This is a genomic window from Microcoleus sp. PH2017_24_DOB_U_A, from assembly GCF_020738205.1.
Classification (GTDB): domain Bacteria; phylum Cyanobacteriota; class Cyanobacteriia; order Cyanobacteriales; family Microcoleaceae; genus Microcoleus.
In genome coordinates this window covers 1-16558 of record NZ_JAEQCT010000154.1, presented here as the reverse complement: position 1 = coordinate 16558, position 16558 = coordinate 1, and the positions used below count along the sequence as shown (strand labels likewise).

The following is a 16558-nucleotide window of genomic DNA, read 5'->3' as shown; positions in this document are numbered from 1 at the left end:
AAGGGTATGGCTTTTCTAATTTTGATAATTTTAGAAATCGCGTATTAGCTTGTTTCTTGCATTAGATAAAATTATCACCATAAGTTCTGGAGAGCCATTGGGCATTAGTATTTGTTATTTCATAATTGCTCATTCTTCCTTCTTCCTTCTTCCTTCTTCCTTCTTCCTTCTTCCTTCTTCCTTAAATTATACTATCGAGGATGACTTATGAAAAACTCAAAAGGAAAAGTTTATCTAGTCGGTGGGGGGCCCGGAGATTGTAACTTGATGACAGTGCGATCGCAAAAACTGCTCTCCCAAGCCGAAGTCTTAATCTACGACGCACTCATCGACATCCCGCAACTCGCATTAATTCCAGTCACTTGTCAGAAAATAGAAGTAGGGAAACGCGGTGGCAAACCTTCCACCCAGCAGCAAGAAATTAACCGTTTGCTGGTAGAACATTGCCAACTTGGCAAACAAGTAGTGAGACTTAAAAGTGGCGATCCATTTATTTTTGGTCGCTCCAGTTCCGAGATTCAAGCATTAATTATAGCAGGCTGCGAATTTGAAGTTGTGCCGGGAATCTCGTCAGCATTTGCGGCACCTTTACTAGCAGGAATTCCCCTCACAGATCCGGTGATGAGCCGCTGTTTTGCAGTGATGAGCGCCCACGAACCTGATGCGCTGGAATGGGAAGCTTTAGTGCGGATAGAAACTCTGGTAATCTTGATGGGAGGGCGCAATTTAAGCGAGATAGTCTGGCAATTACAAAAACACGGACGATCGCCCGAAACTGCGATCGCCATCATCCGAGATTGCGGCCGCCCCGAACAGCAAATCTGGATCGGCACGCTCTCCGACATTGTACAACAAACAACAGGTGAATCTCTCTCGCCTTGCGTCATCGTCATTGGCGAAGTAGTTAGATTGCGCGAATTTTTAATCTGGCCAGAAAGCACAAACATGAGCCATACACCTGTCACCGCTAACCACAGCCAACCGCTAGCCGGAAAAACGATTTTAGTCACCCGCGCGGCCTCCCAGTCTGGTCAATTTAGCGATCGACTCCAGCAACTGGGTGCCCGCGCGATCGAAATGCCAGCCTTAGTAATTGGTGCGCCTTCAAGTTGGGAACCGTTGGATAGCGCGATCGGGCAAATGTCAAGCTTTCACTGGTTAATCCTCACTTCCCACAACGCCGTAGACTGGTTTTTTCAACGATTGCAAGCAAAAGGCAAAGACGCGCGGAGCTTGTTTGGCATTAAAATAGCAGTAGTTGGGAAAAAGACAGCAGAAAGTTTGCGATCGCACTCACTACAACCCGACTTTATTCCACCCAACTTTGTCGCCGATTCCCTAGTCGAAAACTTCCCCGACAATTTGCAAAACTGCAAAATCTTATTTCCCAGAGTAGAAAGTGGGGGAAGAGAAGTTTTAGTCAAAGAATTCACCGCCAAAGGAGCGCAAGTAATCGAAGTACCAGCGTACCAATCTTGCTGTCCCGAAACAATCGATCCGATCGCCCTAGCCGCACTCCAGAATCAAGCCGTAGATATCATAACCTTTGCCAGTTCCAAAACCGTACATAACTTTTGCCACCTCCTCGAAACAACTCCCGAATTCTCCTTATCTCAGGATTGGCTAGAAAAAGTTTGTATCGCATCCATCGGCCCGGAAACCTCCAAAAGCTGCCAGAATTTATTGGGCAAGTTAGACGTAGAAGCGACAGAATATACATTAGATGGGTTGACTGAGGCGATCGTCCAATGGGCCACAAAACATCAAATTACATAGTTGCGCTCTGTTGCGCTTGAGCGCTCTTGAAGGTACGTAGTTGCGCTTGAGCGCTCTTGAAGGTACGTAGTTGCGCTTGAGCGCTCTTGAAGGTACGTAGTTGCGCTTCAGCGCTCTTGAAGGTACGTAGTTGCGCTTCAGCGCTCTTTCAAAGGTACGTAGTTGCGCTTGGGCGCTCTTTCAGGGCTAAAGCCCAACAACGTACCGCTTCAACTTTTGCATCCAACAATTAGCGAACAAGCTACCACATAGCAATGAATCATCCATAGTGAGTAGGGTTCGTCAAAGGCCAAGCCTAATTTATTGTAGACATTGCAAGCCTGACATACCTTACAACTGAATGTCTAGATAGGAAATCGCGGAACAAAAAAGCGAGTAAAATTATCAGTAAATAACAAAGCCGATCGCCAATAGCGTCAAAACATTAATCAAACTAAAAACCAAAAAAGCCCAAACCACCAACCGCAGCGAACTCCCATACCAAACTACCAATTAGCAACAGCCATGAATATGAATTTTTCTCGTTATGACACCTTAACCACCTTGCTAGCAGGAACCACCGCAGCCTTAACCATAGTCATCAGCCAACCGGCGATCGCCAAAACTCCCCAAGAAGTCGCCAGCATCGCCGGGCCGCTGACAGTACAAATCAATAGTTCCCTCGGAGACGGTTCCGGGGTAATTATTGCCAAAAACGGCAAAACTTACACAGTTTTAACAGTCAATCACGTCGTAGAAAAAGCAGACGTGAAATACACCGTTCGCACGTCGGCGGGCAAAAACTATCAAGTAAGCAACGTCACCCGCTTGCAAACAGCCCCAACAGATCCGGATTTAGCAGTAGTCAAATTTGAAAGTCCCGAAGAATATCCAGTGGCGACGCTAGCCGATTCTGACAAAGCCGTCATCGGCACTCAAATCTTCGTTTACGGCTATCCCGCTACGGGCGGACTCTTTGGGGCCGAACGAGAACCAGAAATGTCTCCCGGACTCGTTACCAGCCGCCCGCGCGATCGCCGGGAAGGTTACACTTTGCGGTATCAAGCCGTCACTTGGAGTGGCATGAGTGGCGGGCCAGTTTTCGACTCTGAAGCCCGAGTCATCGGTTTGCACGGACAAGGGGAATTCGGTTTTGCCCAAATCAGTAACGGGGAAGTCGCCCCAATTAAAACAGGATTTAATGCAGCAGTTCCCATTAATACTTTTATCGCCAAACTGGTGGCGGCGGGAATCAACAAATCCGAGTTGAAAGTAGACAATACTCCCACAACTATCGGCCCGGTATCCACCGTTAACCCAAAAGATGCCCAAGCCTATTATTTTCGAGGGCTTTCGCGCTTAGATCAGGGAGAGGCTTGGGAGGCGATCGCCGATTTCAACAAAGCACTCACTTTCAATCCTAAATACAGCCCAGAATTGCATTTTAATATCGGCAATGCCCGCACTTTCATTACTGCCGGCTTGCCACAACCCGACCCCACCCGCGGTGGAACCGCTATTCAAGCATACACGAGTGCGATCGCAGCCAATCCCGGTTTTGCCGACGCCTACTACAACCGAGCTTTAGCTTACCTGACAGAAGACAAAGCCAAAGCAATTGCCGACTTTCAAAAAGCAGCGGAACTTTACAAGCAAGGCGGCAGAACAACTGCATATCAAGATGCCCTCAAGCGCATCCAACAATTGCAGTAGAATTAGAAGTTAAGAATTAAAAATTAAGAATTAAAAATGAATCATCCCATTTTTAGTTCTTAATCTAGTTCATATACACAGCAGGTAAATAATCATGACTGCTATCACCTTAAATCTCAATTCCATTGTCAAACTAACTTCCGAACAGTTCTACCAACTGTGCGAAGAACACCCAGAATTGAAACTAGAACGCAACGCCAACGGAGAATTAATTGTCATGCCGCCAACCGGAGGAGAAACAGGGAAACGCAACTCAACAGCGAATGCTCAAATCTGGACGTGGAACGATCGAACCGAACTCGGAGAAGTGTTTGATTCCTCCACAGGGTTTACTCTGCCCAGTAAAGCCGATCGCTCTCCCGATGTCTCCTGGGTCGAAAAATCGCGGTGGGAAGCTTTGACACCCGAACAAAGAGACAAATTTATCCCCCTCTGTCCTGATTTTGTCATCGAGTTTCTTTCTCCGAGTGACAGCTTGAACAAGACGCAGGCAAAAATGCAAGAATATATGGAAAATGGCTGCCGTTTGGGTTGGCTGATTAACCGCAAAAAACGAGAAGTAGAAATTTATCGCCCCGGTCAACCAGTTGAAGTTTTACAATCTCCTCTCACCCTTTCTGGGGAAGAGGTTTTGCCGGGATTTGTTCTGAATCTACAAAAAATTTGGAATTAGTAAGATTAAACTATAACTTCGCCTATCTTCGGTTCGTAGTGAGGACTTTAGTCCTCATAAAAAGAAGGACTGAAGTCCTCACTACGAACCAATTTGGTTGTAGAGGAATTTGATAAAATTGTAAATATCTATAAAATAAAGGCTAGGAAATTATGGTTCAAACTATTCAAGCTAAAAATGTCACGCTAGAAGAATTAAAAACACTTTTTAACCTGCAACTTGTCACAGACGACCAATTTTTCCCGGAATGGCAAGAGGAGTTACCAGAAATCACAGAGTTTCAGAAACGACAGCTAGATCAGATTAAAGCGGGTTACTTCAACTTGCTAGAGTATCCGCCGATGCTGGAAAAAACCATCAGTTTGTCGATCGTCTCTCCACTACTGTTCACCGGCGAGTTTTACCTGCACCCATTTTACATTAAACCGGAAAAATCCGTCGAAATTTCCGAAGAAGATGAAGGCGTGATTATTAAAGGTAGCCTGGATACTTTAGTTTTAAAAGACCAGTTGTGGCTGATGGTAATCGAATCGAAACGAGTTTCATTTTCCATTGAAGCGGGGCTGGCCCAAATCTTAGCTTATCTACTGGCAAACCCGAACCCAGAGAAGCCGAGTTACGGCATGATTGCTACAGGAGGCAGTTTCATCTTTGTCAAGTTGCTCAACGGAGAATCACCGCGATATGCCAAATCTGATTTATTTGGAATTAGCAATCGCACCAATAATCTACACGATGTACTCCGCATCCTCAAACGCTTGAGTCAGATAGCAGGTAACAATTAGTGATGAGTCATATCATATCATGCCCGGTCGATTAGCATCACAAAAAAGGTTCGTAGTACGTCCTGGCGTCCGCTGTTTAAAAAATGCTTTTTGCAAAACGGAGATGCTCCCGATCGTACCATTGTGGTAAGGAATGAGAATTAAATAACTTACAATTTTAATTATTGTGGGATGGGCGTCCCGCCCGTCTATAAAGCAATACGGTTCACTTAAGACAGATCCCCCCTAACCCCCCTTGGGAAGGGGGGGACAAGAAGCTCTTAAAGTCCCCCTTCTTAAGGGGGATTTAGGGGATCTCCGGGCATAAATAGTGTTAAGTAAACCGTATTGGTCTATAAAGGACGGGCGGGACGCCCATCCCACTTTTAAGAGTGTAAGTTATTAAATTTTCGTTCCTAAGGTGCGTCGCCAGCAAAATTGTCGATATGTAGATAGGGATTTCTTCTTCCTTCTTCCTTCTTCCTTCTTCCTTCTTCCTTCTTCCTTCTTCCTTCTTCCTTCTTCCTTCTTCCTTCTTCCTTCTTCCTTCTTCCTTCTTCCCTCTTCCTTCAAAATTACCAAGGCGAACCAATCATTGTAAAAGCGGCCCAATAATACGGATGCGACAAATTTCGATCGCCCCTAGCCGTCAATTCCGCAGGCAAAGGCAGAGCTTGATTGTTGCCCGATCGCACCAAATAACCATCCTGCAACCGCACTTCCCCGCGCAACATCGCCAACTGCGCTTGCCGCAAAGCCTCAGCCTTAATCGGCGCCGTCCGCAACTGCTGGTAAAACTCGGTCATCAACCCCAAAGTTCCAGCATCTGACACATACCACAAACTCGCCAAAGCCGATTTTACCCCCGCGTGTACCGCCAATCCCGCAAACCCCAACTCAGCCTGTTCGTCTCCCACCGCCGTAGTGCACGCACTCAAAACCAACAACTCCACCTGTGGGTTAGATAACTTCAACTCTTCCAACTGATTTAACCGCAATTTAGTATCCCAAAACTGAATGTAAGAATTTTCTGCACCACCAGGCTGAAAATCGCCGTGAGTAGCTAAGTGAATAATTTTGTATTGGGATTGATTGCGTTTTTCCTTCAAATTTGCCAGCGTAAAACGTTCGTTGAGAAAAGACGCACCATGCCAAATCTTGCCCACAATTGTTGATATTTCGAGCGGCACCGCAGGTAAAGGATTTTGATCGTATTTTTCGGGAAATTTCGACGCACCCATCGCCAAAACTTCCGAACCCTTAACATCGGCATAGCGAGTATCAGTCAAACTCAAACTGGGAATCAGCCCCAAACTATACTTTTCTACTAAAAACTGTTTGCCGTCAAACAAAGCAGCTAAAGGCAAAGTTCGCAAACCGGCATCCATCGAAAACGCCAAGGTGTCAATTTTGTTAGCATCCAATTCCGCTTGCATCGGTGCAATTAACCACTGGTAAAGTTGCTGGGCAGGTTGCTTGTAATCAGAACCAGTCAATGTTTTGGGAGTTCTGATAGCATTAGTGAATTCCTTAGCAACTTGCAGCACTGTTTCGCGACTTGCAGGCACGCTTTTAAACACATTTTTGCCGTCTGGCAATAACAACACAAGTTCTAAATTCTTGTCTTTCACCCAGACGTAAACGATCGCCGGTTTAACTCCCGTCAAGCGATTGACGCTGCTGAGAGTATCTCGGATACTTTGCTGCGTGATTGACTTTTGATCGAGATTTCCACCAAAGTAACGTTCAAATTCCCGGCCCTGAGCTCTATCCCTTTGCTGCACTGCGTCGATCGGACTTATTTGCGCGATCGAAGTCGATCGAGAAATCTCAGGCAGCCTCAAACTCGCGATACTGTCTGTATTGCCACTTCCAGGTTTTTGTGCAGTTGCTCCACCGCCGTTTTCTGTCGCACTAGACGCACCCACATTGTTTTTTAACACCGACTGCGACAGCAAAACAGAGCCGGCAGCAGTCTCGTTCGACCGTTCCTCAACAGGCACAGTAGCAGACCCTGAGGGTACATTTGCGGTACCGCTCTTGGGCGAAGACACGCTCGGAGTCTGAGTGACAATTTGTGGAGAATTGCCTGTATTTTTTAATCCCACAGTGGTAGTTGGTGCTGGACTCGGCAGGCTCAACAGGGGCGCGGTAGCAGTAGTTGAGGAGGTAGCGTTCGACTTCGAGTTTCCTGTCCCAACAGTCGTGGTTGTGCAGTTTCCCGACGGGCAAGTGCTTTGCAACAGCGTCAGCGAACCCGATCGCACCTGTCCGTCTGTAGAAATGCTAACGCTGGCGCGATCGCTCGTCGTTTCGCTTCCAGCAGCCCGGAACAATCCCCCAGCCTGGATTGCCACATCGCCGCCCGTATTTCCATTAGCTTTGATGGAAACAACTTCAACATCTTTCTGCCCGGTAATCTTGCTCGAACCGGCACTTCCCGACTGCGAACTAGAATTGATCACCCCTGTCACGATCCGGCCCGGCGCCACGATCGAGATATCTCCGCCACTTGAGGCACCGAAAGCATTGACATTGCCCACGACTACCGAGCCCGCGCTGCGGATGTTGATATTGCCCGCCGTCCCATTTGCCGATCGAGAGGAAACCGTACCAGCAGTCACATTACCTTGACTGCTAGTGATATTAATCCCTGCATTCGAGGTAACGTCTCCCACTGCCACACTACCGCCCATCAGAGCGATGCTAGCGTTATCAGTTCCCACGATCGCACCAGTTCCCACGATCGCACCAGATCCCAAGGGCGATCGAATCGTCGTCGGATCTTGAAATGTCACCGCCGGCGTTGAATTGGGCGTTGTGGTTGCTGGAGTAATCGCGATCGAGCCGCTACCGTCAGCACGCCCGATCGCGATTGAAGCAAACCCGTTTCGCAGCGAGTTGAATTCCGCAGCAGTCAAGTTCAAAGCCTCAGTCTCAGCAGCACCGGCGATCGTCATATTTTGAGCCGGATCGATTGGTTGCAGCACCAGATTGCCGTTGCTGGCGATCGAATTGTTGCCGCCCGTCAAGTCAATTTCGTTGCCTGTCAGAGTAATATTTCCACCTGTTTCCGAGCCGCCAGCTTCGATCGCGCTAACAGTTACTCCGCCGCGGCCAGTCAGCGTCACATTCCCCGCGCGATCGCCCCTAGTGTCGATCGCGCCAGCAGTCACCGTACCCTCGGCGGTAACGCTCACATCTCCCCCCGACGTGCGCGGCACTTTCGCAGAATTGACATTCGTGTTGATGCTGGGGGGACTTCCTGTGCGTAGCGCAGCCGTAGTCACATTGCCGGTTGTGCTATTGATGCGAATTTCCTGATTGTTGGTAGTGATATTTCCGATGCGGATATTGCCCTCAGCTTTCAGAGTAATTGAGGCATTGTCTGCCCCTGTCAGGGAACTTGTGCTCGTAATTGTTCCCAAACCCGTCGGCGATTGAATAATTAGCGGATCGTAAAATGTGAAATTATTAGCAATCAGAATCGAACCGCTACCGTTGCTGCGGCCGATCGTAATTCCAGCAAACCCATTTTGCAAATTTTCGAGCTCGCTTGCTGTCAGATTCAAATAAGTATTAGTCCCGACATCTCCAGAACCAGCGATCGCAATATTTTGACCGAGATTCCAAGGTTGGAGTACCAAAAAGCCCGTCCCGCTGACCGAATTTTTGTCCCCTTTCAAATTAATTTCATTACCAGTTAAAGTAATGTTTCCCGAACCACCGGCGATCGAACTAACTCCCAGAATATTCCGAGCCGTCAAAGTTACATTTGCCGACGATTTAGAACCGCTAGCATCAAGTTTTTGGGCTGTGACGTTCAGGCCTTCGAGCAAAATATTGCCACTTGTGCCGCCGCTGGAATTCGATGCCGAAACATTGGCTGCAACGGTTGTCCCCGGACTAATTAAACTAATATTTCCGCCGTTGCTGGACAAATTGCCCGCAGTAATTTGACTTCCCTCCAGGGCGATCGCGCCTCCGCGAGTGCTAATTGTATCTCCAGCATTCATCGAAAAAACACCCGCACCATTGCGATCGGCATCTGCTCTCAATGTCACGGATCCAGTAGTTGCGGCAAAGCTCAACTTATTATCCGCCAAATCAGCAATTTTAATATCATTCAGGGCTTCCAGAACCACATTGGTTGTCCCCGAGATACTTTCCAAAGCTCTTCTTGAAATAGTCAGCGAAGAATCGTCCTGGTTTTGCTGCCCTGGTGAAGGCGTTTGTGTTGCCAAAATATTACTGTTAGCAATAACTGCCGCATCCCCCGCAGCTTCTGAGGAATCTGTAATTAAAATATTTTCAGGATCGAACAGCAAAGTCCCCAAACCGTTTGTCCCGGAAGTATCGACAGTGCCGTTAAACATCAATCTTTGCTTCCCCGAAATTTCCACAAACCCGCCAACACCGCTGCTGTTCGATTCAGAAACGCCCGTTGCGCTGATGCGGCCCAAAAATGCTGTTGTGTTGTCCGCCCAGACAAAAACTCTGCCGCCGTTACCCGATCGAGTGGCGTTGGCTGCGATCGAACTTTTGCCATCCACGTAAGTCATTCTGGCATTCGGCACAGTTCCCTCGCCTCGGTAATCTCCCCCGATCCGCACCGTTCCCCCGCCGTCGGGCCCAGAAGCCTCAATCTTCGCGGACAACAGCCCTACCTTGTCGCCCAACACGTTGACAGTACCTCCCGCGCCCCCCCTGGCAGACACGTCCGCAGCACCCGATACCAAAGCAGTTCCAGCACCTGCCGCTACTGTTTGGCCGCCCGTAAGTACGACTTCACCGCGATCGTTCGTAGTTATACCAGTAGCGCTAGCCACGCCGGAACCCGAGAGTAGCTTTGGCAAACTCAGAGGAGAAAACGGCAGAGCTTCCGAACCAGCCACTCCCGCAGCCGGAGCAACTTCTAAACTCAGCAAAAGTCCGTTTTGACTCAACCGCACCAGATTTTGGCCCGGGACAGCCGCCACCGTAATTTGACCGCCTGGCGCTGAAAGTCTCCCCGTACTGATGACAGTACCGCCCAGCAAAGTCAAACTCTGCCCGTTTTCCACAGCCAAGTCACCGGCATTGACAATACTCCCCGGCTGTGCGCCAAAAGCAAAAGTATTCGGTGCTCCCACTAGGCCCGCGTAGTTATTCGCCCCCGTACCGTTGAACCAGCCGCTGTCAAAACCGATACTGCTAGCGGTGGTAGCCAGAAAAGACCCTGGTACGTCTAGTCGCGCATTACTGCCAAAAATAATCCCTGCCGGGTTCATCAGGTACAAATTAGAATTGCCACCGCTAACTTGAATTAGACCGTTAATTAAGGAAGCGTCGCCGCCGACAACGCGGCCGAGGATATTTTTAATGTTTGGGTTGGAGATGAAATTGGCAGTTTCGCCAGAATTTAAACCAAATCGAGTAAAACTGTGGAACAGATTTGCTCCGTCTCTGGAACTTGTGCCACCTGTAATATCGTAGCGAGAGGGCGACGCACCGGGCGTGGTGATGGTGGTTCCGGTGCCGTCTGGGGCTGCCATAATTGGCTCGGCCGCAGCAATTTGAGATTGGCGATAAATTGCCACAATCACCCATCCGCTGCTATCTTCTTTGAAGAAAACCAGGTTGGGGAAAAAATCTAATATCAAAAATCCAGCCAGGGGAATTGCTGCCAGAATCGATCGCACAGCAGATTGAGCTTTCATAAAATTTGCCTCGATCTAGACCTGAATTCAAGTTTTAAATGGAGATTTTAGGTAAAAAACAGTCGATCGCACCCTCATGCTGACAATTCCTAACCCTAACTCTCGATCGCCAATTCCCAATTTCAAGTCTAATTTTAATTGTGTCACCAACATAGCAAATACGGACAGTAAGTGTCGAAACACCGTTGAGTTTAAACAGAGAAAATTATGAGCGATCGAATTGTCCGCACGATCGGCTTAACTGGGGGCATCGCCACCGGGAAAACCGCTATATCTAATTATCTGGCATATACCTATGGATTTCCGATTTTAGATGCCGATATTTACGCCCGCGAAGCTGTGCACCCAGGTTCGCCAATACTAGACTCTATTGTAGAACGATACGGCGCCGTTATTTTGCTCCCCGACGGCAATTTAAACCGCCCCGAGTTAGGAAATATTATTTTTTGTAACGCAGCCGAACGGCAGTGGTTAGATCAACAGATTCACCCTTATGTGCGCCGCCGGTTAGTGGAGGAAACTCAAAGCTACATTGCTGCCTTAAATCTGGTATCCCCAGACACAGATGAATTAGGTACAAAAACTCAAGAAAGCGGGTTTTGGGAAGGCGATCGAGAATTAGAACCAAGTGTGGTTGAAAAAAAACCAGGTTTCGGCGCCCAGACTGACAGGTTGACTTTGGTGTTGGTAGTGCCGCTGCTGTTTGAAGCTAACATGACTGACTTGTGTACCGAAATTTGGGTGGTGTACTGTTCGCCCGAAGTGCAGTTACAGCGGCTGATGCACCGAGACGGCTTGAGTTGCGATCGAGCTAATGCACGGATTAACGCCCAGATGCCGCTAGCTAACAAGTGCCAACAAGCTGATGTTGTTTTGGATAACTCGTCAACCCTCGACTCTCTATTCCTATACATAGATTCGCAAATCAGATCGTAGCCTATGTTACGCGCGACATTCTGATGTGGCATTAGCTTGTCTTCGATCCGAAGCTGCATCTCGATATCAATAAATTATGAAGTTAATCTGAAAACTCGTAAATATCTACAATTTCAGGAATCTGATTCAACAACATATAAATATATAGAGTGCCCAAGCCGCGCCCAGGATACTGTGTTTTTGTGTCTTTAATCCGAGGCTGCATCTCCATATCAATAAATTATGAAGTTAATCTGAAGACTCGTAAATATTTATAACTTACGGTTTCGTTTCCTGGTTGCAAGAGTGTCGCAAAAAGATGGGAAGCCTTGACTGCTGGTGGTTTTCGGCAATTAGTAGGTAACTTGAACTTACAACTGAAACAGTGAGAGAAACGAGGGGTTTTACCCCGTTTGACTAAAATTCAAAAAAATGTATGGGTCATCAATTACCAATTGATGATTTCGCGGCAATTCAATTTTTTTTTTACCTGTTTTTGCCCTGATAGCAGAGTACAGGCTGCGTATCAAGAAATAGAAAATACGACACGGAACTCTATGATGCGCCTTTACTCTTCCATGCTGATGTCAACCCTGCTACTGAGTAGCACAGCAGTTAACGCTCAAAGCTTAGAAACCCGATCGACCTTTTTCTCTCAAGACAAACCTGCTCCCGAAATTATGACCGTCCAAGCCAACGCTCAGATATTTTACGCAGATAACGATAAAGATACCTTGCCCGAACGAGGCAGCGGGAGATAAACCCAAACAATGGATGTTTTTGCTAAACAAAGCAAAATAAATCGGCCGATTACTTTGAGTATTTTTCCCTACTCTGTCGAGGGAGATAAATAAGTAATGAGGGCATTCTTAAACGAAGAGTTAAACGCAATTACTTCCAGATTGGCTGAAGCGATGTTGGATCGGGGAGCAAAAATCTCTGAAAAAAAAACACAACACAATGAATACTACCATCAAGTTAATTTGTTTGAGTACGCTATTAGTTAGCGCTCTTGTGATTCCTCAAAAACTAGCAAACTTTTCAATTGCAGAACATCAGTTCAATAAATCGCAACAACTGCTATTAGCAGCTAAAGATACCAAAAACGATGCACAAAGGTGTAGAACCTCGCCGTCTCCGGGATGTTCTCGCCGAGACTCGCACGCGATCGCAGAAACCAGACTTTTTGAGTCTTGAGACTTTCTCGACTGATGCTGATACCGTCAGTCAACCCAATCAAAATCAAAAATGGTACGATCGATTCATATCAAATCCGGTAGCATCGTCCTGTATTCAGATCTCTATTCTCTCCCTCTGTGTCCTCTGTGTTCTCTGCGGTTAAATAATTTCCATGCAACCAGACATGATATCACCCTAAAATTTCAGGTTTTAGATCAAAAAAAATAGGTAAAGCGCTAGTAGGAATCTGGCGCTTTACCTAGTAGATATTCCACGGTTTTGAAGCTCTACTCTTCCGCAGCTTCGCCGCCAACCACGACATCCCGGATCCGCAAACTCGGGCCGCCGCAGCCCACGGGTAAACCGCTTTGTCCTCCCTTCCCGCAGCCGCCGGATTCATCCCAGTAGAAATCGTCGCCGATCGCCTCAATATCCGCTAAAGTGCTGAAAACATTACCCGAAAGAGTTACATCCCGCACCGGATTGTCCAGTTTGCCATCGCGAATCATCCAAGCTTCGCCGGCGCTGAAAGTAAACATTTCGCCGTTAGTCATGCCGCCTTGCCAATTGCGCGCGAAAACACCCTCTTTGATACCAGAAAATAAATCCGCAACCGGCGTATCGCCCCGTTCGATCCAAGTATTCGTCATGCGGACGATCGGCGGATAGTGATAATTTAAACAGCGAGCATTGCCCGTAGGCGTTTCTCCCAACTTACCCGCAGTTTCCCGCGAGTGCAGCCGCCCAACTAAAGCGCCGTCTTTAATTAACTGAGTCGTAGTCGCCGGAGTCCCTTCATCGTCATAGAAATAGCTGCCCCGGTGTCCCTGTGGCGCAGCACCGTCGAAAATTTGCAAGTTTTTCGGGCCGAACTGGCGGCCGAGGGTCATAATTTCCAAGATGTCAGGATTTTCGTAGGCCATGTCAGCTTCTGAAAGGTGTCCGAAGGCTTCGTGGACGAACAATCCGCTAAGTATTGGGTCGATGACGACGGTGTAGGTGTTGCCTTGGACGGGGGGCAAGGCTAGGGAGTCTACCGCGCGCTGGGCGGCACTGCGAACTTGGGTATCAAGTTCGGTTAAATCTTCGTAAGCTTTCCGCGAACCAGTGGTTTCGCGGCCGGTTTGTACGGTTTCCCCGCTGCGGGCTGTGGCGGCAAACCGCATTTCCATGTCTGCCCAACCTTGTTCGAGCATCGTGCCTTCGGAGGTGGCGAGGATCGTGCGCTGGGTGCTGTCGCCGTAACGCACGGAGATGGTGGCGATGCGGGGGTCTATGCTGCGTAGGATGGCTGCGTAGCGATCGCACAATTGCTTTTTCTCAATTAGCGGCACCAGACGGGGGTCTGTTCCTGTCAAAGGCAGGAAGCAAATGTCTTGTACTGGCGTAACTGGCGCGAGAATCGTTTCTTCTTCGCCGATCAGTTTGGCTGCGGCGATGGCTTCTTCGATTCTTTCGGCGAGGGTGGAAAGTCGGTTAAAACTGGCAAAGCCCCAGCCGCCTTTGTGACAAGCTCGGACTTGGCCGCCAATTGAGACTCCTTCGCTGAGGGTTTCAATTTTTTCGCCCCGCAGCAGGATGTCTGTGCCTTCGGCTTCTTCGAGTCGAATTGCTAGATAATCTACTTGGTTGCGGTAGCGTGCCATTAACTCTGACAACAGATTTTTCGAGTCGGCGATCGAGGTGGGCATAAGGAAAGCACGGTGTTTAACTGCATCCATTTTGCACTTTTGCCGGGGCGATCGGGTGGGTTCGTCAAAAATATCGCCCGCAGCGCGGAGATTGCGACTTAATTTGTACGGTTCTGCCAATAACGATAGTTGACAAATGTGGATATCCTGTGAGTTAGGAGCAAAGCGCAAGAAATTATGCGGGATTTTTGGGTTCTGCTGGTGCTTGAATTTTTACTCCTGAACATTCCTATAAATAAATACTTCATCCTTCATACCTGGTGAAGGTGGGTTTATACCTACTGTGAATACTTACTTTTTACCGACAATCAGCGAGATTTTAGCCTCCGAGGCCTTAGAAAATGACCTCAGTCTGTTTGATGTGAAGTTGGCTGGAGAAAACAACCGCCCGAAGTGTCCTGGGAGTCGTGCGGCTTCCCGGCCCAAAGCTGAACAGGAATGGTACGGGGCGATCGCAACTTTGAATCAAATGCTCGCGAAGCAAACACACTGTCTCTCCCCATCCCCCGTCCCCAATTCCTGTCAGGGATTGATTTTGTCGGGCCCATCTTCGGTTTTGACTGAGCCGGTGGTGGCTTCGGGCTTTGCTAATTGGATTTTTACCAGTATTCCTGACAACGATGCAGCTTTGTGGTCTTTTCGTGCTAGACAAACTTTAGCTTTGCTACCGGCCGCTGACAAGCAAAGATCCGTGCCTGCGACGGCCCCGACTTTGGCTTTGGCGATCGGCGATCCTTTGGCGAACGAACAATTTTGTGTGGTTTTAACGGCTAGTTTTAGTCTGGTGATGGTTTTGGGTGAAAATGCTGCGGGAATGCCGGCTTTTCTATTTTCCTTCGACCCCCAAGTCGTCGCCAAAGCTTGGGAAGTTTTGCGGCGCCGCGTAACTGAAAGTGAATGTTTGCTTGCTAATTCTGACGGTCGATTCAATTTGCGATCGCACCAATTAACTCCTAATTCTACTCACGATTCTACTCATAAATTAGATGCGCTATTCCAGCAGTTTTTGCCTGTTGCTCCCAAATATCAAACAGTCGCGCTGTTCACCAGCTTGTTGTTAAATAATTTGCCTGTTGGGAAAGAGGAAGCAGGCAGGCTCAAGGATGAAAGAGTTGAGGATAGCCTGAAAGGTAGGCAAGATATCAAGTGCAAGTCTGCAATTCCTCACGCTACTAAAGAGGTGGAGTTGCTACAGGCGATCGCCCACGAAGTCCGCACTCCTTTGGCCACCATCCGCACCCTGACTCGGTTGCTGCTGAAACGCCCCAAACTCGATCCAGTGGTGGTGAAGCGTTTGGAAACCATCGATGCTGAGTGTACCGCTCAGATCGATCGCTTCGGTTTAATTTTCCGCGCCGTGGAAATGGAAATGTCGCAAGCTAAAAATTCCGCATTGCAGCTAACAGCCATGTCCCTCGGTGAAGTGCTCCAAAATAGCATTCCTCGCTGGCAAAAACAAGCGATTCAGCGCAACCACACTTTAGAAGTGATTGTGCCCCAAAAATTGCCGGCGGTAGTCAGCGATCCGACGATGTTGGATCAGGTGTTAACTAATTTGATTGAGAATTTTACTCGAACTTTGCGATCGGGAAGTCGCATTCAGGTAGAGGTGACGTTGGCTGGGAGTCAATTAAAATTGCAGTTAGAATCGGAACACTTACCTGAAGGTAACGGCGTATCGACTTTTGGAGGATCGGCGAATGCTCCTTTGCGATCGATCGGGCCTTTGCTCATGGTACAGCCGGAGACAGGAAGTTTGAGCTTAAATTTGAGCGTCACTAAGAATTTATTTCGCGCTGCTGGCGGCAAGCTGGTAATTCGCCAGCGCCCCCAAAAGGGTGAGGTGATGACCGTATTTTTGCCGCTGCAATAGTTACAGCTAGAGCACAAGGCATTTTAAACAAGCGGTAGCGCGATCGCAAATTCTGTTCCTTCTGCCAATACCGAATCACAATTGATACTCCCCAGCCCACTCCGGGACGGGGATTTTTGAAGAGTCCAGATGCGAACTTTTAAAGGCGAAATCAAAGCGCCCCTACTGACTCCTTTTAGGCATAGCCCTAAAGTTGCCGCTACTTTTCGCAAAATGTTCGCAGCGCCATTGCAGTCTGCATTAATTTTGCTTCCATCTTTTGACCGATATAATCCACGATTAACGCGCTTTCCAGA

General features: G+C 48.1%; 12 protein-coding genes and 1 pseudogene. 8 read left to right on the top strand and 5 right to left on the bottom strand.

What is annotated here, in order from left to right; all coding sequences use genetic code 11:
• The first annotated feature begins 207 nt into the window (after positions 1–207).
• From cobA to JGK07_RS31060, 4 genes are all read left to right on the top strand, one after another.
• Positions 208–1776 (top strand): uroporphyrinogen-III C-methyltransferase, encoded by a 1569-nt coding sequence (cobA, locus tag JGK07_RS31075; protein WP_293193335.1) that lies wholly within the window; start codon positions 208–210, stop codon positions 1774–1776.
• A 504-nt stretch (positions 1777–2280) separates the two neighbouring features.
• Positions 2281–3468, top strand: a complete 1188-nt coding sequence (locus JGK07_RS31070) for a tetratricopeptide repeat-containing serine protease family protein (protein ID WP_293185746.1) — start codon at positions 2281–2283, stop codon at positions 3466–3468.
• A 94-nt stretch (positions 3469–3562) separates the two neighbouring features.
• Complete coding sequence (locus JGK07_RS31065; RefSeq protein WP_293185745.1) at positions 3563–4141, top strand: Uma2 family endonuclease; 579 nt, start codon at positions 3563–3565, stop codon at positions 4139–4141.
• Positions 4142–4293: 152 nt separating this feature from the next.
• Positions 4294–4926, top strand: coding sequence for a restriction endonuclease subunit R (locus tag JGK07_RS31060; RefSeq protein WP_293226580.1), 633 nt, complete (start codon positions 4294–4296; stop codon positions 4924–4926).
• Between the two features lie 381 nt (positions 4927–5307).
• Here the strand turns inward: JGK07_RS31060 and JGK07_RS31055 are convergent, their stop codons facing one another.
• From JGK07_RS31055 to JGK07_RS31045, 3 genes are read right to left on the bottom strand one after another with little or no spacing between them, the layout of a single operon-like run.
• Positions 5308–5487 carry a hypothetical protein gene (locus tag JGK07_RS31055; protein WP_293185742.1) on the bottom strand — a complete coding sequence of 60 codons (180 nt, stop codon included), beginning with the start codon at positions 5485–5487 and terminating at the stop codon, positions 5308–5310.
• A complete protein-coding gene (locus tag JGK07_RS31050; protein WP_293226574.1) occupies positions 5481–10604 on the bottom strand; it encodes a CHAT domain-containing protein in 5124 nt (1707 codons plus the stop codon). The genes JGK07_RS31055 and JGK07_RS31050 overlap by 7 nt, the downstream gene beginning before the upstream one ends.
• A 27-nt stretch (positions 10605–10631) precedes the next feature.
• On the bottom strand, positions 10632–10787 hold the full coding sequence (locus JGK07_RS31045; protein WP_293213336.1) for a hypothetical protein: 156 nt from the start codon (positions 10785–10787) through the stop codon (positions 10632–10634).
• 24 nt (positions 10788–10811) lie between these two features.
• On the opposite strand from JGK07_RS31045, the gene coaE reads away from it, so the two are divergent.
• The 3 genes from coaE (at position 10812) to JGK07_RS31030 (ending at position 12716) form a co-directional block, all read left to right on the top strand.
• Positions 10812–11540, top strand: coding sequence for a dephospho-CoA kinase (gene coaE / locus JGK07_RS31040; protein WP_293213334.1), 729 nt, complete (start codon positions 10812–10814; stop codon positions 11538–11540).
• A gap of 536 nt (positions 11541–12076) precedes the next feature.
• Entirely contained in the window at positions 12077–12280 is a 204-nt protein-coding gene (locus tag JGK07_RS31035; protein ID WP_293185738.1) for a hypothetical protein, read from the top strand.
• 199 nt (positions 12281–12479) lie between these two features.
• Positions 12480–12716, top strand: a complete 237-nt coding sequence (locus JGK07_RS31030; RefSeq protein ID WP_293185737.1) for a hypothetical protein — start codon at positions 12480–12482, stop codon at positions 12714–12716.
• A gap of 269 nt (positions 12717–12985) precedes the next feature.
• Here JGK07_RS31030 and JGK07_RS31025 read toward each other — a convergent pair whose 3' ends face one another.
• The gene (locus tag JGK07_RS31025; RefSeq protein WP_293193339.1) at positions 12986–14389 is read right to left on the bottom strand and encodes a TldD/PmbA family protein; all 1404 of its coding nucleotides are present in this window, start codon (positions 14387–14389) and stop codon (positions 12986–12988) included.
• A 283-nt stretch (positions 14390–14672) separates the two neighbouring features.
• On the opposite strand from JGK07_RS31025, the gene JGK07_RS31020 reads away from it, so the two are divergent.
• Complete coding sequence (locus JGK07_RS31020; RefSeq protein WP_293193327.1) at positions 14673–16262, top strand: HAMP domain-containing sensor histidine kinase; 1590 nt, start codon at positions 14673–14675, stop codon at positions 16260–16262.
• Between the two features lie 23 nt (positions 16263–16285).
• Here JGK07_RS31020 and JGK07_RS31015 read toward each other — a convergent pair.
• A pseudogene (locus JGK07_RS31015) lies at positions 16286–16558 on the bottom strand (hypothetical protein); the annotation flags it as partial.